This is a genomic window from Granulicella paludicola, from assembly GCF_025685545.1.
GTDB classification, from domain to species: Bacteria; Acidobacteriota; Terriglobia; order Terriglobales; family Acidobacteriaceae; genus Granulicella; species Granulicella paludicola.
This window is the reverse complement of sequence record NZ_JAGSYC010000023.1, coordinates 73,149-97,891: the sequence shown is the minus strand read 5'-3', so window position 1 is coordinate 97,891 and position 24,743 is coordinate 73,149. Positions and strand designations below refer to the sequence as shown.

29 protein-coding genes are annotated in these 24,743 nt (G+C 60.3%); 11 read left to right on the top strand and 18 right to left on the bottom strand.

The window, feature by feature from the left end; genetic code table 11:
* Positions 1-18 precede the first annotated feature (18 nt).
* The 3 genes from gcvT to OHL14_RS07815 form a co-directional block, all read right to left on the bottom strand.
* Positions 19-1,179 carry a glycine cleavage system aminomethyltransferase GcvT gene (gene gcvT, locus OHL14_RS07825; protein WP_263378782.1) on the bottom strand — a complete coding sequence of 387 codons (1,161 nt, stop codon included), beginning with the start codon at positions 1,177-1,179 and terminating at the stop codon, positions 19-21.
* A 60-nt stretch (positions 1,180-1,239) separates the two neighbouring features.
* A complete protein-coding gene (locus tag OHL14_RS07820) occupies positions 1,240-1,785 on the bottom strand; it encodes a hypothetical protein (RefSeq protein ID WP_263378781.1) in 546 nt (181 codons plus the stop codon).
* Between the two features lie 63 nt (positions 1,786-1,848).
* Positions 1,849-2,352, bottom strand: coding sequence for a hypothetical protein (locus tag OHL14_RS07815; RefSeq protein WP_263378780.1), 504 nt, complete (start codon positions 2,350-2,352; stop codon positions 1,849-1,851).
* Between the two features lie 128 nt (positions 2,353-2,480).
* Here OHL14_RS07815 and OHL14_RS07810 point away from each other — a divergent pair, with 128 nt between their 5' ends.
* The 3 genes from OHL14_RS07810 (at position 2,481) to glgC (ending at position 4,651) form a co-directional block, all read left to right on the top strand.
* Positions 2,481-2,624, top strand: a complete 144-nt coding sequence (locus tag OHL14_RS07810; RefSeq protein WP_263378779.1) for a hypothetical protein — start codon at positions 2,481-2,483, stop codon at positions 2,622-2,624.
* A 221-nt stretch (positions 2,625-2,845) separates the two neighbouring features.
* Positions 2,846-3,160 carry a hypothetical protein gene (locus tag OHL14_RS07805; RefSeq protein WP_263379072.1) on the top strand — a complete coding sequence of 105 codons (315 nt, stop codon included), beginning with the start codon at positions 2,846-2,848 and terminating at the stop codon, positions 3,158-3,160.
* Positions 3,161-3,394: 234 nt separating this feature from the next.
* On the top strand, positions 3,395-4,651 hold the full coding sequence (gene glgC / locus OHL14_RS07800; protein WP_263379071.1) for a glucose-1-phosphate adenylyltransferase: 1,257 nt from the start codon (positions 3,395-3,397) through the stop codon (positions 4,649-4,651).
* Between the two features lie 96 nt (positions 4,652-4,747).
* Here the strand turns inward: glgC and OHL14_RS07795 are convergent, their stop codons facing one another.
* Complete coding sequence (locus tag OHL14_RS07795; RefSeq protein WP_263378778.1) at positions 4,748-5,506, bottom strand: hypothetical protein; 759 nt, start codon at positions 5,504-5,506, stop codon at positions 4,748-4,750.
* A gap of 377 nt (positions 5,507-5,883) precedes the next feature.
* On the opposite strand from OHL14_RS07795, the gene OHL14_RS07790 reads away from it, so the two are divergent.
* Both OHL14_RS07790 and OHL14_RS07785 read left to right on the top strand, forming a co-directional pair.
* Positions 5,884-6,111 carry a Sec-independent protein translocase subunit TatA/TatB gene (locus OHL14_RS07790; protein WP_263378777.1) on the top strand — a complete coding sequence of 76 codons (228 nt, stop codon included), beginning with the start codon at positions 5,884-5,886 and terminating at the stop codon, positions 6,109-6,111.
* 127 nt (positions 6,112-6,238) lie between these two features.
* Positions 6,239-7,117, top strand: coding sequence for a polyphosphate kinase 2 family protein (locus OHL14_RS07785; RefSeq protein WP_263378776.1), 879 nt, complete (start codon positions 6,239-6,241; stop codon positions 7,115-7,117).
* A gap of 2 nt (positions 7,118-7,119) precedes the next feature.
* Here OHL14_RS07785 and OHL14_RS07780 read toward each other — a convergent pair whose 3' ends face one another.
* Both OHL14_RS07780 and OHL14_RS07775 read right to left on the bottom strand, forming a co-directional pair.
* Complete coding sequence (locus OHL14_RS07780) at positions 7,120-7,989, bottom strand: DMT family transporter (RefSeq protein ID WP_263378775.1); 870 nt, start codon at positions 7,987-7,989, stop codon at positions 7,120-7,122.
* Positions 7,989-9,281, bottom strand: a complete 1,293-nt coding sequence (locus tag OHL14_RS07775) for a VWA domain-containing protein (RefSeq protein ID WP_263378774.1) — start codon at positions 9,279-9,281, stop codon at positions 7,989-7,991. The genes OHL14_RS07780 and OHL14_RS07775 overlap by 1 nt, the downstream gene beginning before the upstream one ends.
* Positions 9,282-9,567: 286 nt before the next feature.
* On the opposite strand from OHL14_RS07775, the gene OHL14_RS07770 reads away from it, so the two are divergent.
* Positions 9,568-10,641 (top strand): VWA domain-containing protein, encoded by a 1,074-nt coding sequence (locus tag OHL14_RS07770; RefSeq protein ID WP_263378773.1) that lies wholly within the window; start codon positions 9,568-9,570, stop codon positions 10,639-10,641.
* A gap of 38 nt (positions 10,642-10,679) precedes the next feature.
* Positions 10,680-11,135, top strand: coding sequence for a cytochrome c oxidase assembly factor 1 family protein (locus OHL14_RS07765; protein WP_263378772.1), 456 nt, complete (start codon positions 10,680-10,682; stop codon positions 11,133-11,135).
* A 17-nt stretch (positions 11,136-11,152) separates the two neighbouring features.
* Here OHL14_RS07765 and OHL14_RS07760 read toward each other — a convergent pair whose 3' ends face one another.
* The 6 genes from OHL14_RS07760 to trpD are packed head-to-tail and all read right to left on the bottom strand — an operon-like array spanning position 11,153 to position 15,667.
* Positions 11,153-11,827, bottom strand: a complete 675-nt coding sequence (locus tag OHL14_RS07760) for a 1-(5-phosphoribosyl)-5-[(5-phosphoribosylamino)methylideneamino]imidazole-4-carboxamide isomerase (RefSeq protein WP_263378771.1) — start codon at positions 11,825-11,827, stop codon at positions 11,153-11,155.
* A 32-nt stretch (positions 11,828-11,859) separates the two neighbouring features.
* Positions 11,860-12,633: a 3-keto-disaccharide hydrolase gene (locus tag OHL14_RS07755; protein ID WP_263378770.1), complete on the bottom strand. Its 774-nt coding sequence runs from the start codon at positions 12,631-12,633 to the stop codon at positions 11,860-11,862.
* Between the two features lie 58 nt (positions 12,634-12,691).
* Positions 12,692-13,636, bottom strand: coding sequence for a VOC family protein (locus tag OHL14_RS07750; protein WP_263378769.1), 945 nt, complete (start codon positions 13,634-13,636; stop codon positions 12,692-12,694).
* 52 nt (positions 13,637-13,688) lie between these two features.
* Positions 13,689-14,180, bottom strand: coding sequence for a MarR family winged helix-turn-helix transcriptional regulator (locus OHL14_RS07745; protein ID WP_263378768.1), 492 nt, complete (start codon positions 14,178-14,180; stop codon positions 13,689-13,691).
* Between the two features lie 60 nt (positions 14,181-14,240).
* On the bottom strand, positions 14,241-14,621 hold the full coding sequence (locus OHL14_RS07740) for a VOC family protein (protein WP_263378767.1): 381 nt from the start codon (positions 14,619-14,621) through the stop codon (positions 14,241-14,243).
* 20 nt (positions 14,622-14,641) lie between these two features.
* Positions 14,642-15,667 (bottom strand): anthranilate phosphoribosyltransferase, encoded by a 1,026-nt coding sequence (gene trpD, locus OHL14_RS07735; RefSeq protein ID WP_263378766.1) that lies wholly within the window; start codon positions 15,665-15,667, stop codon positions 14,642-14,644.
* A 220-nt stretch (positions 15,668-15,887) separates the two neighbouring features.
* Here trpD and sucC point away from each other — a divergent pair, with 220 nt between their 5' ends.
* From sucC to ndk, 4 genes are all read left to right on the top strand, one after another.
* A complete protein-coding gene (gene sucC, locus OHL14_RS07730) occupies positions 15,888-17,060 on the top strand; it encodes an ADP-forming succinate--CoA ligase subunit beta (RefSeq protein ID WP_263378765.1) in 1,173 nt (390 codons plus the stop codon).
* A 5-nt stretch (positions 17,061-17,065) separates the two neighbouring features.
* The gene (locus OHL14_RS07725) at positions 17,066-17,656 is read left to right on the top strand and encodes a GIY-YIG nuclease family protein (protein ID WP_263378764.1); all 591 of its coding nucleotides are present in this window, start codon (positions 17,066-17,068) and stop codon (positions 17,654-17,656) included.
* A 31-nt stretch (positions 17,657-17,687) separates the two neighbouring features.
* A complete protein-coding gene (gene sucD, locus OHL14_RS07720) occupies positions 17,688-18,575 on the top strand; it encodes a succinate--CoA ligase subunit alpha (protein WP_263378763.1) in 888 nt (295 codons plus the stop codon).
* A 181-nt stretch (positions 18,576-18,756) separates the two neighbouring features.
* The gene (gene ndk, locus OHL14_RS07715; protein ID WP_263378762.1) at positions 18,757-19,173 is read left to right on the top strand and encodes a nucleoside-diphosphate kinase; all 417 of its coding nucleotides are present in this window, start codon (positions 18,757-18,759) and stop codon (positions 19,171-19,173) included.
* A gap of 240 nt (positions 19,174-19,413) precedes the next feature.
* Here ndk and OHL14_RS07710 read toward each other — a convergent pair whose 3' ends face one another.
* The 6 genes from OHL14_RS07710 to OHL14_RS07685 form a co-directional block, all read right to left on the bottom strand.
* Positions 19,414-20,670: an SGNH/GDSL hydrolase family protein gene (locus OHL14_RS07710; RefSeq protein ID WP_263378761.1), complete on the bottom strand. Its 1,257-nt coding sequence runs from the start codon at positions 20,668-20,670 to the stop codon at positions 19,414-19,416.
* A gap of 226 nt (positions 20,671-20,896) precedes the next feature.
* Positions 20,897-21,418 carry a Spy/CpxP family protein refolding chaperone gene (locus OHL14_RS07705; RefSeq protein ID WP_263378760.1) on the bottom strand — a complete coding sequence of 174 codons (522 nt, stop codon included), beginning with the start codon at positions 21,416-21,418 and terminating at the stop codon, positions 20,897-20,899.
* Positions 21,419-21,489: 71 nt separating this feature from the next.
* Entirely contained in the window at positions 21,490-22,026 is a 537-nt protein-coding gene (locus tag OHL14_RS07700; protein WP_263378759.1) for an anti-sigma factor, read from the bottom strand.
* On the bottom strand, positions 22,023-22,580 hold the full coding sequence (locus tag OHL14_RS07695) for an RNA polymerase sigma factor (RefSeq protein ID WP_263378758.1): 558 nt from the start codon (positions 22,578-22,580) through the stop codon (positions 22,023-22,025). The genes OHL14_RS07700 and OHL14_RS07695 overlap by 4 nt, the downstream gene beginning before the upstream one ends.
* Positions 22,581-22,704: 124 nt before the next feature.
* Entirely contained in the window at positions 22,705-23,772 is a 1,068-nt protein-coding gene (locus tag OHL14_RS07690; RefSeq protein WP_263378757.1) for an AI-2E family transporter, read from the bottom strand.
* A gap of 193 nt (positions 23,773-23,965) precedes the next feature.
* Complete coding sequence (locus OHL14_RS07685; protein WP_263379070.1) at positions 23,966-24,523, bottom strand: shikimate kinase; 558 nt, start codon at positions 24,521-24,523, stop codon at positions 23,966-23,968.
* Positions 24,524-24,743: the final 220 nt, after the last annotated feature.

Here is a 24,743-nt window from a genome sequence, read left to right as displayed (position 1 = left end):
CTCTTCTGCTTGTACAAGCTATACAGCGGATGCTGGCTTTGGCTTCTTGTAGAAGGGGGTCGGCACCACCTTCGCCTTCACGCCCTGTCCGCGAATCTCTACCGCGACCTCGGTGCCCAGCTCTGTGTACTCCATCGGCACGTAGGCCAGCGCAATGTTCTTCTTGATGAAAGGTCCCGGCGAGCCGGAGGTCACTTCGCCGATCACCTTACCGTCGAGCGAGAGCACCGGATAGCCATCGCGTCCGATGCCGCGGTCGACCATCTCAAGCCCCACAAGACGGCGCTTCGGTCCGCCCTCTTCCTGAACCTTTAGCAGAGCCTCGCGGCCAACGAAGTCCGTGCCCTTGTCGAGCTTGCAATAGCGCCCGAGGTTCGCCTCGAAGACGTTGATCGTGTCCGAAATCTCGTGGCCATATAGTGCCATCGCTGACTCGAGTCGCAGCGTGTTGCGAGCGCCCAGCCCACACGGCATGATCCCGAATTCTTCGCCGGCTGCGAGGATCTCGCCCCACACCCGGGCACTCGTCGCCTCGTCGGCGGGGATATAAATCTCGAAGCCGTCTTCACCCGTATAGCCGGTGCGGGCGATCATGGTGTTGGCGCAGCCGCAGACCTCGCCCCAAGTAAACCAGTAGTTTTTGATCGGCGTAAGGTCGGTCTTGGTCAGCTTCTGCAGTACGTCTTTCGCCTTCGGCCCCTGGATCGCGATCTGCGTGTAGTAGTCGCTGACATCGGTGATGTGTAGGCCGCCCATCGAGCCGATCGTCTGCCGCACCCATTGCACGTCCTTCTCGCGCGTGCCTGCGTTGATCACGATGAGGTAATCATTCTCGCCCAGCTTGTGCAGCACCACGTCATCCACGAAGGTACCGTTCGGATACAGCATCGCCGAGTAGTGCGCCTGACCGATCTGCAGCTTGCTGGCATCGTTCATCAGCAGCTTCTGCACAGCGGCCAGCGAGTTCGGTCCACGCAGCTGAATGTCGCCCATGTGGCTCACATCGAAGATGCCGACGCCGGTGCGCACGGCCATGTGCTCTTCGATCAGGCCCTTGTACTGCACAGGCATGTCCCAGCCGCCAAAGTCGACCATACGGGCCTTATGGCCGTGGTGGGTTGCGTGAAGGGCTGTCTTGCGAAGAGGCAGGGCATCCATGATGTTGGCGGTTTCGGTCATAGGTCTCACTCACTTACAGCGCGGGTTGCGCGGCAGCTTCAAGTGTAACCGCCAGCTTCGCTACTTTGTGACCGCCTCAAACTGACTCAGTAAGGAGTCCAGTGCCGTATCAAAGTTTTTATCGTGGGTCTTCTGTAGGTTCGCCGGGTCGATCGTCTGCGAAATCGTCCAAAGCACGTAATGTGTGGGCCGATCGTAGATGGTCAGCTTGAAGGTCGGCAGCGGATCGGTGGTGCCTTTGCTCTTGTCGCCGCCAAGCGAGCCCAGCGGAGCGGCCAGTGCCAACTCAACGACAGCATCCGCCTGCGAAGGCTGGCTCACCAGCTGGTATCGCGTGTTGCCCGCCAAAGCTGCGTAGAAGTAGCCGTAAGCGCGGTCCTGCGTTCCTGTGAACGGGTGAGGGAACAGTCCAGCATCGGAACCGCCGTTCGAGAGGAACACTCGCTTCACCTGCGATAGTTGTCCCGGCAGCGGAGCGCTAGTCCCTTGCGGTCGGTCTGCTTCTTTTGTTGTCGAACCCGACCCGTGCGCCATGCGCACCTGCGCGCTCATTCCGGGTGCTGCGAGCACCGCCACCACTACCGCCAACAGCCAAGCCTTTCGCATCGAAAGCCTCCGTGAGAGTTCATTGCAATCGACGAGGGGCGCTGAGGAAAAGTCTCGGAAAAGTTAGCGCCGCTGACGCCGGGCGGCCCGGACGAAGTTGCTGATGGTGAAATAGAGAAACAGCGTCGCCAGCGCCGCGCAGAAATACAGCTTCAGCCGCTCGTTGTTGATGGCGGGCAGTTTCCACGCTCCGCGCAGCTTCCACACGGCGTCACACATCGCGAGAGCAACGAGCGCGAAGAACGTGCCCGTCACCTCCAGCCACAGGACGCTGGAAAACTTTGCCACCGGAGCCAGCGCGGACTTGCCTGCCATCTTCGCCGCGCCCCGGACGCGCGACTTCGTCTGCTGTACGCTCTGATGGGTCTGCATCACCGTCCGTGCAGCATCGGCGAGGTCCTGCCGAACGTCATGCCGCGGCGCCGTGGAAACGGGTTGCGTCGACGTTGGCCGCGAAGGAGCGGGAGCAGCACTCGGCGTTGTGGCGGCATCGACTGCCTGCGTCAGCGCCTTCGCGGCGTGGCGCGCTCCGTACCCCAGTGCTCGTCCAAACTTCACTCGATCCATGGTTCCTCCAGTGTACGGAGTGAAAGCTTCGTCGTGCACGCAGGGACATCAGAAGGCATCCCTCCGATCATTTGTGCATCAAAAAGTGCTGGCTGAGACGAGAATTTGACCAGCCCGGGAGCAATTGTATGAAGAACCTGTTTTGGCTTGTCGGCGGTGCCTGCGCAGCAGTGGTGGGCGTCCTGGTGTGGAACAGCAAGAGCCGTCCGGCGGTACCTGAGCTAGCCCATCGTCTCGAGGACGCCTGGGCTGACCATCACACGATCGCCTGATTTCTTTGATTTTGCGGAGCTCCAGCTGAAAGAATGGTTGCCCTCTGGAAAACTGGGTCTTGGCGGTATACCGCATCGGGTTTATCTTAAAACCATCGCATCTGCCGTTCCCAGGTCATACGGGAATACCCATTGCGGTGGTATACGGCAGCCCAGACGGTCGCGTCTCGCCTGGGTCTCCGGTGAACAAAGGGTTTCCGCGGAGAACGTGGGAGGTGGCATTGAACCAGCAGGTAAAAGAACTCATCCAGAAGTTAGGCGAAGCGATTCACGAGTCAGTGAGTGAGTCGGACCAGATCTCCGGCGTCGTTCGCGAAATCCGTGAACAGGGCTTTGACGTCCTCCTGATGCTGGAAGCCACAATTGGCCTCAACGAAGTAGCCGAGGACGCCGAAGTGGCAGATGCCGAGTCAGGCGAGGAGGTGGCCGATGGTCCCTTCACGAACAACGACCTCAACTTCTTACGCTCACTGCGCATTACTACGGAAGAGCATGACGTCCCCCGGCAGGGAGCGTTAGGCGACGGCAGCCAGTAACGATATCGTTGCCGCCTCCTCGCGCCTTGTTTCTTCTACGATCTGTATCGATAGGTCTTGCCCTTTCCATCTCTCCAGCATTTTCTTGCTGGACAGGCCAACACTTTCGGGTGCTACACTCGGGCGGCATAGTCGCGCAATCTGGCATCGTATGGCTTGGGTACATGGACTTCGGTGGGCCCGCCTTGCTCGGCCTGTTTGAGGTTGGCTTCAGTTCGGTAAGGATGGTGGATGATGAGAGACGTTCTTGGTGTGTTGCTCGCTGGTGGCGCGGGCGAAAGGCTCTTCCCGCTCACGCGCGATCGCGCTAAACCTGCAGTACCTTTCGCTGGGCAATATCGCATCATCGATATCACCCTCTCCAATTGCATCAACTCCGATCTTCGTCACGTTTACATCCTGACGCAGTACAAGGCTTTGTCCCTTAACCGACACATCCGTGAGGGATGGGGGCCAGTCGTCGCGAGTGAACTCGGCGAATTCATCGAAATTCTGCCACCCATGCAGCGCGTCTCGAAATCCTGGTATCAGGGCACAGCCGACGCGGTATACCAGAATATCTATTCCATCGGCTCGGAAGAACCGAAGTACGTGCTCATCCTCTCCGGCGACCACATCTACAAGATGAACTACGCCCTGATGGTGCAACAGCATAAAGACTCAGGCGCAGACGTCACCATCGCCACGCTGCCGATCGATCCCGACAAAGTCGCCGAGTTTGGCGTTGTCGAAGTATCTCGTCAGGGTGAGGTCGTCGGCTTCGTAGAAAAACCGAAGTCCACCGATATCCGCTCGCCCTTCAATCCTGAGATGGTTGATGCCTCCATGGGCATCTACCTCTTCAATACGGATGTTTTGCTGCCGGAGTTGGTCAAGGATGCGGAAGACCCCGATTCCAAGCATGACTTCGGCCATAACATCCTGCCCAAGCTACTCGGCCGCTACAAGGTCAACGCCTACAACTTCGTTGATGAGAACAAGCAGCGCGCGCTCTATTGGCGCGATGTCGGCACACTTGACGCTTACTTCAACGCCAATATGGACATCGCCTCCGTCTCGCCAGTCTTCAACCTTTACGACAAAGCCTGGCCGATGCGTACGCGCGCCTACCAGTACCCGCCGGCGAAGTTCGTCTTCGGCGAACCGGGCCGCACGGGCATGGGTATCAACTCCATCGTCTCTTCGGGCAGCATTATCTCGGGTTCGGTCGTTCGCAACTCGGTGCTCTCGCACGATGTGCGCGTCAATAGCTACTCCGATGTCGACTCCAGTGTGATCTTCTCGCACGTCAATATCGGTCGCCACTGCCACATCCGCAATGCGATCATCGACCGCGACGTCCACATCCCGGATGGCACGGTTATTGGCTACGACCCGGAGCAGGACAAGAAGAACTACTTCGTCTCCTCCGGCGGCCTCACTGTGGTTACACGCGATTACTCGATCTATGAGAACCCTGTGTCGCCAGCGTTTCTGCAGGATCAGAAGTAGTGAAGCGATAAGTAGAAAGTAGCAAGTGCGTCAAATGCAGAAGGCCGCCCTCCATGAGGGCGGCCATACTTTTACTGCTTTCTCTTTACTTTTTTGCTATTTCTTTCCAAATCGATACAGTGCGCCCATCGAAATCGAGAAGTACTCGCGTGTCTCTGTACCGAAATGTTCGAAGATCATGTCCGGTGACAGGCGCACGGCCCACTTCTTGCCTTGGTTGAAGTCGATGCTACCGCCAGCGGCGCCCCATGGAGTCGTCCGGTTGCTGTAGACGCCGATAGTGTCGACCGTGGGGGGAGTAACGCCCACACTGCTGGGCGGGTAGCCTGTGATTGCATGATCGAACACACCGTGAGAAGCGCCGGCAATGGCGTGCAGATCGATGGCGACGTAGCGGTTCTTCGGTCCGCGCAGGCTCACGCCGCCAGCGCCGATGGCCTGCTGCGCCAATACGCGGTTCAGGTTGTACTGGTTGGGTAGCACAGGCGTAGTACCGGCCTCAAACCGAACGTCGCCCGTTACGCCAAGGTGGCGCTTCAGGTAACCGCCGTTGCGAGGCGTACCGAGCCAGTACGTGGCCTCCAGTTCGCCGCCGCCCATGTTGTACCGCTTGGGCAGCTGCTGTCCGGCTTGGCCGTTCATAAAACTCAGACCGCCGTAAAAGTCCCAGCTGTTGTCGTAGCTTGGGCCTGTTCCCGGAGCCAGCGCCGCGGCCGAGCCTGGCTTCACTGCAATTGTGCCAGGCGCTGCTACTTGGGCGGAGGCATTGTTGCTAAAGATCGCAGCCAGCATCAGGCTGGCGCAAGTGGCAAAAAGGCGCAGGCTACGCCCTGCGGGCAAAATCATGGTCTTCATCGGTTGAAGCATCTTCCTCTTGGCGCGCAGTTTCCGCGCATGGGGTTGCAAATTGGATAGAACCAAACTCGGTGGTGCCCAAATCTCTGACGGTGGCGACTATCTGATTAGACGCACAACAGCCACAAGTGTCGGCAATCGCCATTTCACGATCCACCGTCTTTGTCGAAAATCCGAACCCCTTCAGGATATACCGCCAAAGCTCTCCCCGGCGCACTCAATGGCGCATCCAATCCCTCGCCGGGCGCGTATCCCCACAGACAGTCTCCGAACGTGCGACAATGGCAGTGTTCGGGACTCGGTCGTTTTAGCGGACTGTTCCGCAAGTTCTAAGTTTATGGACCGGCGCAGTCGGCCACGCAAGGAGAATCACCACCATGGAACTCTTTCAACCTTGGCACCTCATCATCGTCGCTGGTATCGCTGTTCTGCTGTTCGGTGGCCGCAAGCTGCCGGAGCTCGGCAAGGGTCTCGGCGAAGGTCTCCGCGGCTTCAAGGAAGGCATGAAGGGCGTCACCGACGAAGTGAAGGAAGCCTCTAAGCCTACCGACGCTCACGTCGTAACCCCGAAGCCCGGCGATGACATCAAGCCCCCTGTCGCCTAATCGCGACATCCATACTTTCTGCGAAGGACGAGCCAAGGGCTCGTCCTTTTGCTTTTGAATCTCAAAAACCTCAGCGATAATCGCCAACCATGTTCGCTGTATCAAAGTTCGTTGCATCCAAATCTCTATGAAGTTTTCGTCGCCTTATCTCGTAAAGCCCGGTAAGAAGGTTCGTCTCAGCGATTTCTCCACCACCACCACGGATGGCATCAAGGACAAAGCCGCCGGCGAGCTCATGATCGCGAAGCATACCGAGGAGCTCTCCGAACTACAGCAGCGGTTCTACGCGTCGCAAACCAAAGCCCTGTTGATCGTGTTGCAGGGCATGGACACCGCCGGCAAGGACGGCGTCATCCGCCACATCTTCTCCGGCATCAATCCGCAGGGCTGCAACGTCTCCAGCTTCAAGGTCCCTACACCCGAAGAGGCGCGCCACGACTTCCTCTGGCGTATCCAGTCGCAGACCCCCGCCCGTGGCATGATCGGCATCTTCAACCGTTCCCACTATGAGGACGTCCTCGCACCCTTCGTTCACGGAACCATCGACAAGAAGACCGTGAAAAAACGTCTGCACGACATCAACAAGTGGGAGCAGACTCTCGTCGACAATAACGTCGTCGTGTTGAAGTTTTATCTGAACGTCTCGCGCGCAGAACAGACCGCCCGCCTCCAGGCACGCATCGACGATCCGAACAAGCACTGGAAGCTCTCCGCCGCAGATCTGGTCGAACGGCAGTATTGGGACAAATACACGAACGCGTACGAGCATCTGCTCTCGAACAGCAGTTGCGAGGATGCGCCGTGGTTTGTCATCCCCGCCGACCACAAGTGGTATCGCAACGCAGCGGTCAGCACCATCGTCATTGAGGCGATGCGCTCACTCAAACTGACGTATCCCGAGCCCAGCTTCAACCCGAGTGGCATCGATCTGAACAAGCTTTCCGACAAGGCCGCTGCGGCGAGGGCGATGGAAAAGGAATCTGCCAAGGCAAGAAAGAAGAAGTAGACCTAGACAGTAATCATCACCACGGCCACCAGCGCGCTCACCATTCCTACCATCTGTCGCCGCGTTGGCCGCTCATGCAGCTGCCACGCGGCGAGCAGGATCGTCCCCGCCGGATACAGCCCCGCCAACACCGAAGCCACATCCAGCCGACCGATGCGGGTCGCGGCGATAAACAGCAGGTTGCCGCCGGTATCGAGCAGCGCCAGCCCCATCGCCCATCGCCAGCCTGCCGTCCAGCGCACGCCTGCGGGCTGATTGCGCGTGAAGATCAACGCAATGGCCAGTGAAACAATGCCACCGCTCCTCGCCAGAGCCACGGGCATCAGGGTGCCGAGCGGATTCGCCAGCTTCAGCGCGAGAAAATAGACGCCGAACGCAGCGCCCGCAAAGATCGCCAGTCCCATTGCTCCGCGTCCGCCAGTCGGGCTCTCGGGAGACTCTCCCGCTGCCACTAGCCAAATGGCGACGGCCGCAATCACAAACCCCGCCAGCTTCAACGCACCGGGAGCTCCATCCATTGCAATCGAAACTGCCGCCGGCAGCGCGGCAGCCAGCAACCCGCTGACTGCCGCAGGAGCTCCCATGCCCCCCCGGCTGAGAGCGTTGAAGAACGCCACCGAGCCGATACCACCGCAGACGCCCGCCAGCAGCGCCCACAGCATCGGTGCGCCATGCGGCAGCGCCGCGTGTTGCGCGATCAGCAGCCCCACCAGCACCGCAAGGCTCGATCCCTGTGCCAGCATGACCAGCCGCATCGTCGCGGACATGCCCCCGTCCACGGCCTTCGAGCTCATACCACCACAAAAGTCGCCGCCGCCCCATGAGGCGGCGGCGGCAAGCGCGATCAGCGCAGCTGGATCCAGTCCCGGCACTACGGGGCAGCCGAAGGCGTCACCGCAGCAGGCTTGCTGTCAGCCGCCGAAGGATAGTAGCCGTCGGGAGCGATGACCGTCAGGCCAGGACGCAGGACGCGGACCTCGACCTTGCGGAACTTCTCGTTGAAGGGAGACTCATGCGTGTAGTAGCCGATGGTGTACTGCGTACGTACCTCTTCGGTGATCTTGGCAAAGCTGGCCTGAATGCCCTTCAGGCGGAACTCGGGATCGGTCTGCCCGCCGGTCTGGGCCACAATGCGCGGCAGTTCGTCATCCCGCATCGTCATCGGAAGATGGATGCGATCCAGGAAACCGAGTCCCGGGACAGCCGAATCGCCCACCAACGTCGCGTACACCTCGACGTGGTTGGTCTGCGCATACTTGATCAGCTGTTTCTCGGTGATCTTGCTGCCATACTCCTTGCCGTCGGAGATCACATACACAAGGCGACGACGTTCACGACCAACCTTGTACGTGCTCTGCGCCGCAGCGAAGATAGCGTCGCGCAGCGTGTGGTACTCCTTCGGCGGATTCAGCTGCATGCCGTTCTGTTCCTGCCGGTTAAAGTTCGGGTCGATCTGGCGATTGTTGATCGTACCGGCACTCGCCAGCGGACCACCGCCAGGCATCATCGCCTCGCGGCCTACGCCCTTGCTCCGTTCCAGGATCACGCCCAGCCGAGCGCTCTGCGCAGCCGTAAAGTCGGTCTGCTTGGTCACGCCGTTGTTGTACGTGAACACCGCGACCTCGTCATACGGCGAAAACGCGCCCTGCAGAGAGCTCAGCGAGTCGTTGATCTTCTCCATCGTGTCCTGTGTCACGCTTTGATCGATGACGAGAGCAACGGAAAGAGGGAAGGGATCGGTTGTAAAGAACTTTGGCGACTGACGCAGTCCGTTCTCGTATATGCGTACATCGCGCCACGTCAGACCCGGGACCAGCTTGCCCTTGCTGTCCTTTACCGTGAAAGGGATCTGGACGAACTGAACGGTAACGGGAGCCAGCTTGAAGGCCTGGTAGCTATTGATGTCCGGTGCCTGCCCGTCATCCGGATGCTTTTCTTCTTCCTGAGGAGCCGGCTTGGTGCTCTGCAGTGAGCTGGGTACTGCGTTCGGATCAGCCGTGATCGGTGCCGCGGTCGGAGCATTCGGCAGCGCTGGAGCCACTCCCGTCAAGGTGTTCAGCTTGGGCAGCTGCTGCGGTGCCGGAGCATCGGGTACCTGCTGTTGCGCCTGTGCCCACAGGGCCCCGCTCATCACGCCGCACACCGCCATAGCAGCCAGCTTCATTCCCACGCGGTTTGCTCCTGCGTGTGTTCCCACTCGCTGTCTACTGAAGATCTCTTTGCCGAACACCATCCGTAATCCTCTTTCCTTCGCCTGTCCGCAGGCTTCTGCTTTGGGCGGAGGGGGGGCTGCTGCGAACCGCGCCGCCTCCCATCGAACCAAATGCGTATACCCTTTGAGACTACCAGCGCAGGACTTCCGTTGCATCAACACCGGTTCTTTATGGGCACCTCCTCCTATAGACGCACCTGTAGCGAAAACCGCACCGCTCGTCGTCTAATAGGTCAATATGACCCTGCTTCGCCGTCCCTTCAGCCTCGCCTTGCCGTTGGTCGTCCTGCTCGGCCTTGCTGCCGCGCCGCTCGCCGTGCGCGCCCAGGACTCCATCTCACCGGACGCTCCACCGCCGCCCAGCAAGGCCAAGCCGCAGGAAGAGGTCATCATCGACCCCTCGCAGACCCTCAAGGTCAGCGTCAACCTCGTCGATATCTACTTCTCCGCCAAGGACCACAATGGCTTCGTCACCGGACTAAGCAAAGACGAGTGCCAGCTCTATGAAGAGGGCAAGCTTCAGACCATCAAGAACCTCACCGCGGAAAAGAACCTGCCGCTCACCATCGGCATTCTGCTCGACACCTCCGGCTCGCAGCAGCATGTGCTGCCGCTGGAGCAGGAGTCCGGCAACCGTTTCCTGCGCGAGGTTATTACCCCCAAGGACGAGGCCTTCCTCATCTCCTTCGATGTGAACGTCGATCTCCTCGCCGACTTCACCAACTCGCCCCGCGAATTGGGTCGCGCCATCGACAAGGCCAGCATCAATACCGCCAGCTCCTCTGCCGGAATCCCAGGTATCGGTGGCGGCCCGCTGCCCACCAACAACCCACGCGGCACGCTGCTCTACGACGCCGTGTACCTCGCCTCACACGACAAACTCAGTGCCCAGACCGGTCGCAAGATCATCGTCATGCTGACCGACGGCGGCGATCAGGGCTCGCAGGAGACCCTGAAGTCTGCCACCGAGGCAGCGCAGAAGTCCAACGCCATCATCTACGTCATCCTCATCGCGGACCACCCGTTTTATGGCGGCATGGGCGGAGCCTTCAACGGTCGCTCGCAGATGGAATCCCTCGCCCACGACACCGGCGGCCGCGTCATCGACGTTGGCAACAACGGTCGCAAGCTCGAAGACGCCTTCGACCAGATCCAGGACGAACTGCGCACGCAATATCTTGCCAGCTACACGCCCGAAAACAAGAACGCCGACGGCAAGTTCCGCAAGATCAAGCTCGACTGCGGCAAGGGCCTCGATATCCAGGCCCGCAAGGGCTACTACGCCATTGCCGGCGATAACCTGGATCAGTAGGCTCCCAACCTGCGGGGATGTGTATCATTGCGGCAACCATGTCGCACACGACGCAGCCAGCCCCTGGCGACGAGCTTGAACCCCCGTCCGGCAAGCGCAAGCCGTCGTTGGGGTGTTTGGGTATCTCTCTTTTAGTGGGGTTCATCGCGCTATTCGGAGGCTGCTGTGCCGCGGGGATGATCTTTCTCATCTCGGCTGGCATGCGACACAGCGATGCCTATCGACTCGCCATGCAAGACGCCGAACTCTCGCCATGCGTAGTGCAAAGCCTCGGCTTACCGCTCAAAGCCGGGTGGTTTATCAACGGCGGGATGCGAACCACGAACGCCGAAGGTAGTGCCGATCTCGACTTCTCTGTCTCCGGCCCGAAGAACGCCGGCCGCATGCATGTAGTCGCAACCAGACTGGAAGGCACATGGTATTTGCAGGTACTCAACGTTCGTGTCGGCGGCGAACGCATAAACATTCTTCCAGAGCCTTCAGGTTGTGACTGAAGATGCAAACTGCCCGACTACGCCTCCATAGCCCCCGAATACACAGCCATCCCCGCCACTGCATCCACGCCCATGGCATCGAGTGCATCCACCTCGGCGCGTTCCTTGATGCCGCCCGCCACGATAAGTTGTCGCGCCGTGCAGGCCCGCAGAATCGCTGCCGCATCCATCGGAAATCCCTGCATCGTGCCTTCCGTATCGACGTGCGTGTACAGGAATGACGCGCAGTAATCTTCGAGCCAGGTCACAGCCTCTTCTGGCGTCAGGTCTACCGAATCCTTCCAGCCCTTTACCGCGACCCTGCCACCCTTGGTATCGACCGAGAAGCACAGAGCCTCTTCGCCCAACGCCTTCTTCAGGCCCGCAGCAAATGCCTTTTGCACGCCGCCCTCACCAAACAGCGAAGACCCATAGATCACTCGCTTCGCACCGGCATCGAGCAGCCGCTGTCCATCCTCGGCAGTCTTCAGCCCACCGCCCACCTGGCACGGCAGCCGCTTGCAGATCATCGCCACCAGCTCCGCGTTCGATCCCTGCCGCATCGCAGCGTCCAGGTCGATCAGCTGTACCAGCGGGTACTTCGAAAAGCGGTCAATCCAGTAATCAAAATCATCAAAGGCGAGCTTTAGCGTCTCACCCTGCACGAGTTGCACAATCCGCCCGCCCATCAGGTCAATCGAAGGAATCAGCATCCCTCTAGTTTACCGGGTCGGGCGCGTGTCTCCTACTTCAGCGGGTAAAGCCTCAGGTTGCGGTAGAACACTTCTGCGCCCTCCGACTGGAAGAGAATTTTGCCGTCAGCCGGGAAGGCGTCCTTGCCCTCGTTCGCGAGCTTGCCATTCACGTACTGCCAGATGTGTCCTCCCTGCGAGATCAGCTCCAGGTGGTTCCACTCGCCATGCGGTCTCTCCACCTCACCAGTCGGGTCGCGTACTCCCGTGACGTTCGGTGCCTGCCCCTTGTTGTACCGGGGAATATTCACCGCCGAACCCGCAGGCCCCGTCACATGCTGCAACACCGTGCCGTCCTTCGCGATGCCGGTCAGCGCCGCTCCGTCAGTAAGCCAGAAGTCGCCGGTCCCGCCTTCGGTGATCTGGAACTCGATCGAGCGCGGCCACACCTTCTGCTCGCCCTGCACGTTGAACAGGATGCCGGAGTCACGCGCCTGTCCATGGCGTTCGAGAAAGGTACCGTCACCCCACTTGAAGTCCGCCGTCAGATAAAAATCCTTGTACGACTCGCGCGTGATGAGGTAGCCAAAACCATTCCCTGAGACATGGATCAGACCCTTCTCCACGGTGAAGATATGGTTCGGATCGGAGTTGAGCCCTTCGCCGCGGATGTAGGTATCGAAGGTCGAGAGATCGTGGCCGTTGAACAGAACGCTGGCTGCTTTATGCGGTGGCACCTTCTGCGCCGGGCTCGAAAGAGCCGCAGAGAACACTACGAGAAGAAAGATGGCCTGCTGGATAGTCCTGAGCTTCGATTGAGACGACATGCGCCCTCCGGGATGGCGTGCGCAGCCATTCTAGGCCATCAAACAGAATCTCTGTTCGCTAAACGCCTGAGCTCTCGAGACTCGGTTCAGCCTCGGCACGCACCACCAGCGACACCGTAATGCCCCACGGATCGACCACAGACGGATTGCCATAGGCGCTCTCTACTCGCGCAAAGCCGCCCTCCAGCAGGTTCTGCAAAGCTCGCTCGCGTTCCTGCTCCGTCGGCAGAACCATCTCCCAGAACAGCAGCCGAGCGTCCTCGCTCGTTGCCGATGGAGAGCCCGCAGCCCACACGTTCAGCCCCACATGATGGTGATATCCACCAGCAGACGTAAACAACGCACCCGGATACCGCCACGTCACAATGTCCAGCCCGAGTCCCGCGTTATAAAAAGCCGCTGCTTGCTTCAGGTCGCCGATATAAAAATGCAGATGGCCGATCGTCGTCCCGGCAGGCGCTCCCTGCCAGCTATCTTCAGCGACCGGCGGCAGCGTCTCGAACCGAACCGGGTTCGTTGCACTCACAATCTCGCGGCCCTCATACTGCCAGTCTTTCTTCGGGCGGTCGACATACACCTCCACGCTCAGCCCATCCGGATCGGTCAGGTATAGCGCTTCGCTGTAGATGTGGTCTCCCGCGCCGAACTGCATACCCTGCGCCGCCAGATGCCGCACAAAGCTGCTCAGGTCCTCGCGGCTGGGCAGCAGGAACGCCGTGTGATACAGCCCCAGCCGCGACCGCCGCGTGATCGGCGTGACCTCCGCCATCTCTTCCAGCTCCAGGAGCACCTCGTCGCTACCCCGCGCCCCCAGCTGCGCAAACCTCGGCTCCTGCCGCAGGACGAAAAGCCCGATTACGCGCGAGTAAAACGCAATCGACTGCCCCAGGCTGGACACCGCCAGCCGCACCCGCCCAACATGGGTGCTTGCAGGTAGGCGATACTTCGGCGGATGAAGGCCGATGTCGTCAGAGATCGAGGGTGCGGATTGCGATGCAGGCATGGGGACCTCCGTGCTTCAACATCCATATGAGTGTTGTAACACGCTTCCGGATTCACTCTTTTCCAGAGTTCGCATCCCGCAGCACGCCGAGCCACTGGGTCGCCGCCCGCACCTCCGCCGCCGACAACTTTGCAAACTGGTCGGCGTGCAGCTTCAGCAGCGGCGCTTCCACCCGCGCCAGCAGATCCTTCCCCGCCTGGGTAATCGTCGTTGCGACCTGTCGCTTGTCTTCCTGGCCTCGCGTCCGCACCACCAGCCCGTCCCGCTCCATCCGGTCGAGCAGCCGCGTCATGTCCGGCGCAGCCGTAATCATGCGCTCCGAGATCTCGTTCCGCCCCAGCCCCTCCGGCGCGCTCCCCTGCAGGATGCGCAGCACGTTGTAGGCAATCTGCGTGATGCCATACGTCCGCATAAAGCGTTCAATCGACAGCGACAGCTCCGACGCGGTCTTCGCGATGCTGACGTACAACTCCTGCTGCGGAGATTTGAACGGTTTGCTCTGCTTGATGGCCGCAGCCAGCGACGATCGCTTCGACGAAGTCATAGCTAAAGTGTCCCGCAATTTCGGCTGCCGTAGAACAGGTTGCTCCGGGAAAGATCGCTGCTAATCCGCCAGCGGCTCCCAAAGCTCCACGCGGTTCCCATCGCAGTCCTTGATCCACGCAAACTTGCCATAGCCCTCGTCCTGCCGCTTCGGGTCCACCCACACACCTTTGGCCGTCAGCGATTCGAGCAGCGCATCCAGGTCATCCACGCGATAGTTCAGCATCACCGCCTGCTGACCTTCGCCAAAGTATTCGGTCTTCTCCGGGAACGCTGACCACACCGTCATGCCGGTGCCTTTCGGAACTTCGTCGCTCCACTGAAAGGCCGCGCCGTTGAAGTCGTTCAGCACCACACCGAGGTGTTCGGCATACCACTTCGCCATCGCACCGGGGTCTTTCGACCGCAGGAACACACCACCCACACCGGTTACTCGAGCCATTACAGCACCTCTGCGAGCAACTATACGCGCAGCGCTTCAACCAGCTTGGTCACAGCGCCGCTATCAACCGCCTCCGCCGCCGTGTGCACGCCATTCGCGATATCCTTCGCCAGCCCCGCGGTCACCAGCACCGCTGCCGCATTCAACAGCACGATGTCTCGCCGAGGTCCAGCTTCTCCGGCAAACACACTCGTTAGAATTCCCGCATTGAAGCTGGCATCTCCGCCTTCGAGTGCACTCACCGGCGCCCGCTGTAGACCAAACTGCTCGGGAGTCACCACGTAGCTGTTTACAGCACCGCTGCGCACCTCTGCCACCTCGCTCGGTCCGCTCAGCGCCAACTCATCCTGCCCTCCGTTCGGTCCGGCATCGCCATGCACGACAAAGGCGTGTTCCGTGCCTAGCAAAGTCATCGCCTCCGCTACCAGCGGGATCAGCCGCGAGCGATACACGCCCATCACCTGTCGCCGCGCTCCAGCAGGGTTCAGCAACGGCCCCAGCACATGCAGCACCGAGCGCACCTTGATCGCTCGCCGCACCGGCAGCACGGCCTTCATAGCTGGATGGTGCGAGGGTGCCAGCAGAAAACAGAACCGGTGCCGCCGCAGCGCCTCGGCTGCCTGATCGGGAGGCAGCAGAATGGGAATACCCAGTGCCTCTAGCACGTCGGCAGAGCCGCACGTCGAGGTGACAGCACGATTGCCGTGCTTGGCCACGGTCGCTCCGGCAGCAGCGCCCACCAGCGCGGCCCCGGTGGACACATTGAAGCTGCCGCTGGCATCGCCACCGGTTCCGCAGGTATCAACCAGCACCTCGCGCTCCGCGTCGGTCAGCGGCAGGGTTTGTGCCACCTCGCGCATCGCCAATACAAATCCGGCGACCTCCGCAGCGGTCTCCTTACGAGCAGCGAGCGCGCCCAGCAGGGTCGCCAGCTCCATATCGCTCGCCTCGCCCAGCAGAATGCTGCGCATCAGCGTCGAGGCTTCCTCTAACGTGAGGGTCTCGTGCCCCTCGACAATCCGACGCAACTCTAGCTGAATGGACATAACCCTCTGAGCCTATCAAAGCGCTTGGGGGCCTGCGTGTTTCAAAGCAGAATGCTGAGGTCTGAGGGTTCGAATGGAAAAGCGCGAAAGGCGTGAAGAGTAGCATTTCGCCCATCCCTGCCGATAATCGGAGAGCTCGCTTGCCGCACCTTGCAGCCACTCGCTACCATGACATCGCAAGCAGTCGCCTTCGCTACCATCGCACCAACACGGAGCCAGCATGAAGATCCACGAGTACCAAGCCAAAGAGATCCTTCGCAAATACGGCGTCACCGTCCCCAACGGCGAGATGGCCACCACCCTGGAACAGGCCGATCAGGCCGCCAAGGCGCTGTTCTCCGCTGGGAATAAGGTCGTCGTGGTCAAGGCGCAGATCCACGCCGGTGGCCGCGGCAAGGGCGGCGGAGTCAAGCTAGCCAAGACCATCGAAGAAGCCGATGCAGCCTCGAAGGCGATCCTCGGCATGCAGTTGATCACGCACCAGACCGGTGCCGAAGGCCAGAAAGTCCAGCGCCTGCTCATCGAAGAGGGATCTGCGATCGATCGCGAACTCTACCTCGGTCTCGTCCTTGACCGCGCCTCCTCCAAGGTCGTCTTCATGGCCTCGCAGGCCGGCGGCATGGAGATCGAAGAGGTAGCGCACGACACCCCCGAAAAGATCTTCAAGGAATACATCGATCCAGGCCTTGGTCTGCAGGCCTACCAGGCCCGCAAGCTCGCCTTCAAGCTCGAACTCACCAAGGAGCAGGTTGGCGAGGCGGTCAAGTTCATGATGGGCCTCTATAAAGCCTTCATCGAGACCGACTGCACGCTGATGGAGATCAACCCCTTCATCACCACCAAGGATGGCAAGCTGGTCGCGCTCGATTGCAAGATCAACTTCGACGACAACGCCATGTTCCGCCACAAGGACCTGAAGGAACTCCGCGACATCTCGGAAGAAGACCCGCTCGAAGTCGAAGCCTCGAAGTTCGCGCTCAACTACATCAAGCTCGACGGCTCGATCGCCTGCATGGTCAACGGCGCAGGTCTCGCCATGGCGACGATGGACATCATCGAATACGCCGGTGGCAAGGCAGCGAACTTCCTGGACGTAGGCGGCGGCGCCAACCAGGAGCAGATCGAAAACGCCTTCGGCATCCTGCTCTCCGACCCCAACGTGAAGGCCATCTTCATCAACATCTTCGGCGGCATCCTCCGCGTCGATGTGCTGGCAACGGCCGTCGTCGCAGCGGCTCGCAAGCTGGATGTTAAGCTGCCCATTATCCTCCGCCTCGAAGGCACGAATGTCGAAGAGGGAAGACAGATCATCGCGGATTCGGGACTTAAGGTTCAGATCGGCGCAACCATGAAGGAAGCCGCCGACTTGGCTGTGGCTGCCGCGAAGGGATAAGACAAATGCCAAGGTTCGCTACTTATGGGCCGTATCGAATCAAGCGGAGGGCTGCATTTGTAAGCCCGAGCGAGCTGAGCAAGTTCTGGAAGGACGTAGAGGTAGCCGATAAAGATATTTGTCGTGGGATAGGCGTTTACATCATCTCGGTCCAATCGGATGGTGACACTATCCCTTTATATGTCGGTAGAACTGACAAGGGTTTTGCAAAGCGCTTCGATCAGCATTACAACTCCAAAATAAAGAAGCCACTCTTCCGAAAGTTGGCAGACCTCTTTCCTGCTGGTGACGTCGAGATTTTGCTTATAGGAAGAGTGACCGACAAAGACAAACTTGTGCAACCCAAGAAGGTGAGGGGTGAGGCCGCAGCAAAGAAGAAACGTCGCAGTCGTAAGCCTGTGCCTTCTATTAAGGAACTCGAATTCGCTCTTATAGGAGCGTGCCGTGCCAAGAATCCGGATTTGCTCAATTCAAGTCACAAGCGGTTTTTTGAAAAGCTCCGTGTGCCTGGGTATACCGATCAGAAAAGCCGGAATGAGCCCGAGCCAAAACCGGCCGCAGCGCTCCGTAAGACGTTGCGCATCAAGGCCAAATAGCATTTCTGTAAAACACAGAGGGTAAAGACATATGTCAGTTCTCGTAGGCAAAGAAACACGACTCATTGTTCAAGGCATCACCGGCCGCGAAGGCACCTTCCACGCCAAGGGCTGCGATGAGTACGCGAAGCAGTTTGGAAACAAACTCGTCGTCGGCGGCGTGACCCCCGGTAAGGGCGGCACGACCCACGAAGGCTGGCCGGTCTTTAACACCGTCGAGGAAGCCGTCGCCGCCACCGGCGCAAACGCCACCGTCATCTTCGTCCCGCCCCCGGCAGCTGCCGATGGCATCCTCGAAGCCGTCGACGCGGGCATCCCGCTCGTCGTCTGCATCACGGAGGGCATCCCTGTGCTCGACATGGCGAAGGTCTACCCGGTGGTGAAAGCCTCGAAGTCCACGCTGATCGGCCCCAACTGCCCCGGCGTCATCTCGCCCGGCAAGGCCAAGATCGGCATCATGCCCGGCCGCATCCATCTTCAAGGCAAGGTAGGCATCGTCTCGAAGTCCGGCACGCTCACCTATGAGGCCGTCTACCAGCTCACGCAGCGCGGCATCGGCCAGTCCACCGCCATCGGCATCGGTGGCGACCCCATCATCGGCACCACGCACATCGATGCGCTCAAGCTCCTCAACGAAGACCCCGACACCGAAGCCATCATCATGATCGGTGAAATCGGCGGCTCCGCCGAAGAAGCCGCAGCCGAGTACATCAAGGCCCACGTCAAAAAGCCCGTCGTCGGCTTCATCGCCGGCCAGACGGCGCCTCCGGGCCGTCGCATGGGCCACGCCGGAGCCATCATCTCCGGCGGCGAAGGCACCGCCGCCAGCAAGATGGCCGCGATGGCCGCCGCCGGCATCACCGTCGTCAAATCCCCAGCTGAGATCGGCGACGCGATGGCAAAGCTCCTCGGCAAGTAGCCGTTTGCAGACAAGCGTTTCTACGCACCACAGCCTGCCCCTCAGGCAGGCTGTGGCATTTAAGCTCCCCCCGCGATTCCGCAGCGGCGCTCCAGTCCAGTTACACTGGTAGAGCTGTCCAAACGCAGGCGATCCCCTCTGTAAGTCGCCCGTATATCACCGACAGCCTCAGGAGAATCTCGTGTCACAACGCACCTTCAGCATCATCAAGCCGGACGCAGTCAAGAAGGGCTACGCCGCCGCCATCCTCGCCGACATCGAAAAGGCGGGCTTCAAGATCGTCTCCATCAAGAAAATCTCGCTCTCCAAGGCCCAGGCCGAGGGCTTCTACCATGTCCACGCCGCTCGCCCCTTCTTCGGCGAACTCACCGAGTTCATGGCCTCCGGCCCCATCTTCCCCATGGTTCTAGAGAAGGACAACGCCATCGCCGACCTCCGCACCCTCATGGGCGCGACCGATCCGGCTAAGGCGGACGAAGGCACCCTCCGCAAGAAGTACGCCTCCTCCATCGGCGAGAACGCCGTCCACGGCTCTGACGCCGAAGAGACCGCAGCCTTCGAGATCGGCTACTTCTTCGCCGGCCTCGAGCTCGCCTAAACTTCGCCGCAACAAACAACAGGCCCTGCGCTTCTCAGCGCAGGGCCTGTTTGCATTCGCATACCTTTCAAACTTGTCCTTCCGCAGCGCAGCGGAGGAATCTGCATTTCCATTCAGCCATCACCGACAAAAGATGGGCGACCGCCTGCCAGCGATCGCCCATGAGAGTTCCCAGGTTTGTCGAGGAGCGTCTGCCGCCTTCGGAGAGGAGGCCGCATTCGCCGTTGAACCTTCTATCGGCTACTTCGTGAACAACTTTAGGTCGACAGATTCGCCCATCGCCTTATAACCCGCGTCCTTCGGGTGCAAATGGTCGCCGCTGTCATACGCCGGCAGATACACCCCCGGATGCGCAGGATCCGTCGTCACCTTGTCGAAGTCGATCACGCCATCGAGATCCTTCGACGTCCGGATCCACTGGTTCACCGCCTGCCGCATCGCCTCGCCCTCATCGGACTGATACTTCGCTCCGACATACGGTGTCAGCGTGGCTCCATAGACCTTGATGCCGTGCGTATGCGCGCGCCGCGCCAGCTGCTCGAACCCGACGATCAGGTCCTGCGCCGTGATGATGTCGTAGCGCCTCTTCGGGTCAGGATCAGCCGCATGGCCAATGTCGTTGATGCTCTCCATAATCACCACGTACTTCACCCCGGTCTGCGCGATCACGTCGCGATCGAACCGTGCCAGCGCGCTCGGCCCCGTCGTATCATGCAGTACGCGGTTGCCGCCGATACCCTCGTTCAGCACGCCCACCTTCGCTGTCCGCTTATCCGCTGCCAGCCGCGCCGCCAGTACATCCGGCCACCGGGCGTTTTTGTCCAGCGTGCTCAGTGCGCCATCCGTAATGCTGTCGCCAAACAGCACCACCGACGCGCTCTTCGCATCCCCCTTCACATCGATGCCCTTCACATATTCCCACGAGGTAAAGGTCTTTGCCTCGGTCAGCTCCGCGCTCGAGGTCGCATCGCCGCTTACCCGGTAGTTCGTCTGGTCCGCGAATCCGTGACGAGTGACCAGCGTCTGCGGCTGCATCGGCAGAAACAGGCTCACCGCCACATCGCTCAGCGGCTTCACCGTTAGCGCGGCCGCATCGCTCACCACCAGCGCCCCCGCTGGGATCGTCACCGCAGGTCGCCCGCCAAACAGCAGCGGCACCGTTCCGCTCACCGTGCTCCCGCTCTGACGCACAGCGATCGAAGCAGCATTCACCGTCAACGGCTCCACGCCAAACTCGTTGCTCAGCGTCACCCGCACCGTCGACCCACCCACCGAGATATGTTCGATCTCCCGCAGCGTCGTCCCCTTATCGTCTCCCAGTGAGCCGCCCTTATTCGGAAATCCCATCGGCGAGGTCGCCCACGTTCCAACCCAGTGATCATCTCCTCCCTGGGCCTGCGCCATCGGCAACATCCCGGCCAGCAGAATACCGGTGGATACAACAGAAAGTAGCTGTTTGTGTAGCTGTCTGTGCTGAGCGAATCGCGAAAGGAACAAGGGAAACTCCTGCAAAGAAAAGATGCGCTGAACCTCGTGGAACGAAGGTCTTCAGCGCATCCATCCTATCGTGAAACAAGTGTCCTATTGCAATTCAGGTAGCTGTCTAACCGCTGGGTGCCCCATCTTCGCTGATAGTCTCATCGTCGGCGAAGGTGGAAGGAGGGATCTTATCTGGTAGATGCCTGTCGACCGTCACGTATCAGTTGACTAAAAGCAACCGAGCCTACTGCTGACTTGCGATCGCTGCGTCCAGCTTTATCACCTGGTCGGGATCAAGCTGCTGCCGTATCTGCAATTGCACGTGTGCAATTTCTTTCGCCAGCTCCCCTCGGGCCGTCTCTACGCGATTGATCGCCGCAAACACCTTCGTCTCGTCCTGCCGGTCCTGCTTGCTCATCGACGAAAGTGCGTTTTCTTCGTGCTTCAGATTGCCCAGCAGCGTTACCAGGGAGCCCTTATTGCTGGCAAACACCTCGTCCATCCGTTGCTTCTGATCGTCCCTCAGGTTCAGAGACTTGATCGTCTTCCGCTCGTCCCACCAGCGTCCCGAAAGTCCCAGATGAGCTCCCGGCGATGGATTGGAGGCATTGTTGCCCCGTAGGCCGCGGTTCATGTTCCCTATGCCGCCGCCCATGCGACCACCACCCATGCCGCCCATTCCACCCCCATGCTGAGAATGAGCCGCAGCCGCGCACGAAAGCGCGCCTGCCAGCACCATCAGCCGGGTTGTTCTGAACTGCCTCACAAGTGCCTTCCTGAAACTTCGCCGCCCTCTATCCCGGGAGCAGTCTTATCTCTATGTCGTAAACGAACCAGCTAGTCTCGAACCATGCGCGCCGACCCATGTCCGTCACCCTGGTCGCCGATCTCCTGCAACTCCATCGCCTCGGAACTCGTCCGGTTGGAGCTCAACTCCGTCTCAATCTCGTGCAGCATCTGGTTATCGCTGTCGATCTGCTCGGCGCTTGCCTCAGTCTGCAGCGACTGCGCAATTGGCGCAGCCGCCTGCGTCGAACTTTGCTCACGCACTCCATTCGCATGATGCATACCGAAAGGCAGCGCCACCATCAGCGCCAGCACAGCTACCGCTGCTGTCCCCCAGGCTCGTCGACGCGATCCGCTCGCGTTATGCAGCATCCGCTCCTGCAGAGAGGCAGGCATCGTCGCCGACCGACGCTCGCTCCACGCCAGGGTCACCGCCTTGAAGCTCTCCAGCGGCATCCGGGCCGCGATCAACTGCTGCTGGCACACGGCGCACGATGCCAGGTGCCCGGCAGCCTCCGCCGCCAGATCGCCCAGCAGGGCATCGTCTATCTGTTCATCCGTCAGGTGGTTCATCGTCGCACCTGTCATATCGTTTTCCCCGCCTGCGCGCGGACTGACTTCAGCGCGCGATGTAAATGCGTCTTGACCGTGTTCAGAGGCATGTTCGTCGCCGCAGCAATCTCGGACAACTCCATCTCCTCGATGAAACGCATCAGGAACACCGTCCGCTGCTTCTCGGAAAGTGCCAGCAACGAAGTCTGCACCTGCTGCGCCTTCTCCTGCACCAGCATCCGGTTCTCGGGTGAGCACTCCGCGCTTGGCAGAAAGCTCGCTGCGTCTGTAATGTCAATCGCCGTCGCCCGCGCCTGCCGCCAGAAACGAAATTTCTGCAGCCGCTGCTGGTCGCGGATCAGGTTCACCGCAATACTCGTCAGCCACGTATTGACCGAGCAATCGCCGCGAAAATTTGCCCGCCCGTTGTAAGCCTTCAGAAAGCAGTCCTGCGTGATCGATTCGGCCATGTCCTGGTCGCCGATCGAAAACGTCACAAACCGCAGCAGCCGCGGACGATACGTCCGCACCAGCGCGTCGATATCGTCCAGCTCTGAGCCGGTCCGTTCCGCGCCTTGAACACTCTGCATAGTTGCTTCGAGAGCTAGCTGCATATCTTGAATAGACGTGTGCTTAATATCTCAAGATTACATCGGATCACGCGGTATTTCCCGCCATTCTCAGGCAAATACCGCGTTTTCCTCTCAGCTGCCTCTACTCCTCTTTCATCGGTTCCGGCTCTTCACTCTGCACAAGGTACTCCTGCGCCAGCACCGCGACCAGAGCCGCCGTCGGCACCGCCACCAGCGCACCAACAATTCCCGCCAGTTCTGAACCCGCCAGCAGCGCGATCAGCACCGTCAGCCCCATCAGATTCACGCTGCTGCGCATGATCCGAGGCGTCAGAAATCCCGTCTCCACCTGCGTGTAGATCAGGTAGAAGATCAGCACCCCCGCCATCTTGCTCCACGAATCCAGCGCCGCCACCCCCGCCGCCAGCGCAATCGTAATCACTCCACCCGCAATCGGGATGATGTTGAAAAGTCCCATCAATACACCCAGCAACACGAAGTACCGCAGATGCAGTGCTCCAAACACGATCGTGCTGGTCACACCCAGCGTCAGCATCAACAACCCTTGCCCGATCAGCCACTTGCTCATCCGCAGCTCAGCCTTCAGCAGCGTCTTCGACAGCCGGTCCCGCGTCTCGTCACGGAACAGCGACAAGAAGAAGTAGTACGCAAACTCGCCTTCCATCATGAAGTAAAGGCACAGGATAAACGCTGTCACCAAGTCGAACACCTTGCCCAGCAGCTCCGGAGCCGCGCTCACCACATACTGCGCGAAGCTTGCCGCCATCCCCTCGGCCTTCATCGCAATCGAGTCCACGCCAATCTTGTTCGTCACCGGCACCTTCTGCTTCAACTTGCCGATCAGTTCCGGCACCCGCTGTGGAAGATCCTGTGCAAAATGCTGGATATCCTTCAGCACCGGCGGCAGCGCAATCACCAGGAACAGCGTCAGCCCCAGGAACACCCCTGCCACCAGCACCACAATCGCCACAGCCCGCGACGGGCTCCACCCGCGAATCCTCCAGCTCATAATGTGCTGCACCATGGGCATCAGCACCACGGCAAATAGAGCGCTCACATACACCAGCTCCAGCACCGGCCGCAGCCGCCAGGCCAGCGCCAACCCCAGCGCCACCGCAAACGCGAACAGGATCAAACTCCGTCCCTGCCTGATCTTGTCCTGCCACTCGTTCTCGTTCGTCGCGTTCATCGGTCCCCATTCTTGCTGCTGAGCTTTTATTTGCTTTCAGATGCACGAAACCCTAACGCCGGGTGCCCCAACTCGCCGACTGGTTTATGTCACACGAAGGCTCCACAAACTTATTCCGCCCCATGAACTCCCACACCTTTGGGTGCCCCATCTTCGCGGCGGCCTTATCGTCGCTAAGGTGGGCTGAACCATCTCAACCCCGCAGCGCCGCCACGACCGCCTCCGCCACCGCCTCCGCCGCCAGCTCCGTCGTCGTTACCTTATGCCGCGCCACCCGCTCATACAGCGGATGCCGCCGTTTGAACCGTGCCTCCGCCTCGCCCAGCAGAGGCCTCGCCGTCCCCTCATCCTTCGCGCACCGCTCCAGCAGCGTCTCCAGCGGAGCCTGCAGGTACACCACCGCCGTCCGAGGCGTCTGTTCCAGCAGCAGCCGGCTGCGCAGCTCCTCGATCGCGCCTCCACCCAGCGCGATCACCACCCGCCGCCTGCCGCACAGCGAAGCCAGCGCCCCCGCCTCCAGCCGACGGAAGGCCTCCTCACCGCTCTCGGCAAAGATCTGCGGCACCGTCCGCCCGTCCCGCCGTTCGATCTCGCGGTCCAGGTCGCGGAACTCCCACCCCAGCAACTCCGCCAGCAGCTTGCCGGTGGTCGTCTTGCCCGACCCCATGAACCCGGTCAGCACCACCCGATCCACCGTCGCCGGCAGGCTCACCTGCCCGCTCGCCCGTCCGCCCGTTTTCGTTATCTCCATCTCGTCCACAGCTTCCAGTGTTGCCCTTGCACTCATCGTCGTCTCTCCGTGCTGCCGGTTTTGCTGACAAAACTGAAAAAGCCGCAACCCTTGGGGGTGGCGGCTCGGTGTAGTGTGTGCTTACTTTGTCTCGGGGTACCTCTACGTCGTTCGGAGACGGGCACTGCTACGCGAAGCCGCTGGTTGCCACCAGTAGCCATAGGTAAATCGCGCGTAGCTC

Bases quoted from the DNA above. Each gene is read 5' to 3' on its own strand.
- OHL14_RS07815 (WP_263378780.1), bottom strand. From the start codon at position 2,352: ATGGATCGAGTGAAGTTTGGACGAGCACTGGGGTACGGAGCGCGCCAC.
- OHL14_RS07700 (WP_263378759.1), bottom strand. From the start codon at position 22,026: ATGACAGGTGCGACGATGAACCACCTGACGGATGAACAGATAGACGAT.
- OHL14_RS07795 (WP_263378778.1), bottom strand. From the start codon at position 5,506: ATGAAGACCATGATTTTGCCCGCAGGGCGTAGCCTGCGCCTTTTTGCC.
- OHL14_RS07725 (WP_263378764.1), top strand. From the start codon at position 17,066: ATGCCAAGGTTCGCTACTTATGGGCCGTATCGAATCAAGCGGAGGGCT.
- OHL14_RS07790 (WP_263378777.1), top strand. From the start codon at position 5,884: ATGGAACTCTTTCAACCTTGGCACCTCATCATCGTCGCTGGTATCGCT.
- OHL14_RS07745 (WP_263378768.1), bottom strand. From the start codon at position 14,180: ATGACTTCGTCGAAGCGATCGTCGCTGGCTGCGGCCATCAAGCAGAGC.
- OHL14_RS07760 (WP_263378771.1), bottom strand. From the start codon at position 11,827: ATGCTGATTCCTTCGATTGACCTGATGGGCGGGCGGATTGTGCAACTC.
- sucC (WP_263378765.1), top strand. From the start codon at position 15,888: ATGAAGATCCACGAGTACCAAGCCAAAGAGATCCTTCGCAAATACGGC.
- glgC (WP_263379071.1), top strand. From the start codon at position 3,395: ATGAGAGACGTTCTTGGTGTGTTGCTCGCTGGTGGCGCGGGCGAAAGG.
- OHL14_RS07820 (WP_263378781.1), bottom strand. From the start codon at position 1,785: ATGCGAAAGGCTTGGCTGTTGGCGGTAGTGGTGGCGGTGCTCGCAGCA.
- OHL14_RS07740 (WP_263378767.1), bottom strand. From the start codon at position 14,621: ATGGCTCGAGTAACCGGTGTGGGTGGTGTGTTCCTGCGGTCGAAAGAC.
- sucD (WP_263378763.1), top strand. From the start codon at position 17,688: ATGTCAGTTCTCGTAGGCAAAGAAACACGACTCATTGTTCAAGGCATC.
- OHL14_RS07750 (WP_263378769.1), bottom strand. From the start codon at position 13,636: ATGCCTGCATCGCAATCCGCACCCTCGATCTCTGACGACATCGGCCTT.
- OHL14_RS07770 (WP_263378773.1), top strand. From the start codon at position 9,568: ATGACCCTGCTTCGCCGTCCCTTCAGCCTCGCCTTGCCGTTGGTCGTC.
- trpD (WP_263378766.1), bottom strand. From the start codon at position 15,667: ATGTCCATTCAGCTAGAGTTGCGTCGGATTGTCGAGGGGCACGAGACC.
- OHL14_RS07685 (WP_263379070.1), bottom strand. From the start codon at position 24,523: ATGGAGATAACGAAAACGGGCGGACGGGCGAGCGGGCAGGTGAGCCTG.
- OHL14_RS07695 (WP_263378758.1), bottom strand. From the start codon at position 22,580: ATGCAGAGTGTTCAAGGCGCGGAACGGACCGGCTCAGAGCTGGACGAT.
- OHL14_RS07690 (WP_263378757.1), bottom strand. From the start codon at position 23,772: ATGAACGCGACGAACGAGAACGAGTGGCAGGACAAGATCAGGCAGGGA.
- OHL14_RS07755 (WP_263378770.1), bottom strand. From the start codon at position 12,633: ATGTCGTCTCAATCGAAGCTCAGGACTATCCAGCAGGCCATCTTTCTT.
- gcvT (WP_263378782.1), bottom strand. From the start codon at position 1,179: ATGACCGAAACCGCCAACATCATGGATGCCCTGCCTCTTCGCAAGACA.
- OHL14_RS07765 (WP_263378772.1), top strand. From the start codon at position 10,680: ATGTCGCACACGACGCAGCCAGCCCCTGGCGACGAGCTTGAACCCCCG.
- OHL14_RS07785 (WP_263378776.1), top strand. From the start codon at position 6,239: ATGAAGTTTTCGTCGCCTTATCTCGTAAAGCCCGGTAAGAAGGTTCGT.
- OHL14_RS07810 (WP_263378779.1), top strand. From the start codon at position 2,481: ATGAAGAACCTGTTTTGGCTTGTCGGCGGTGCCTGCGCAGCAGTGGTG.
- OHL14_RS07775 (WP_263378774.1), bottom strand. From the start codon at position 9,281: ATGAAGCTGGCTGCTATGGCGGTGTGCGGCGTGATGAGCGGGGCCCTG.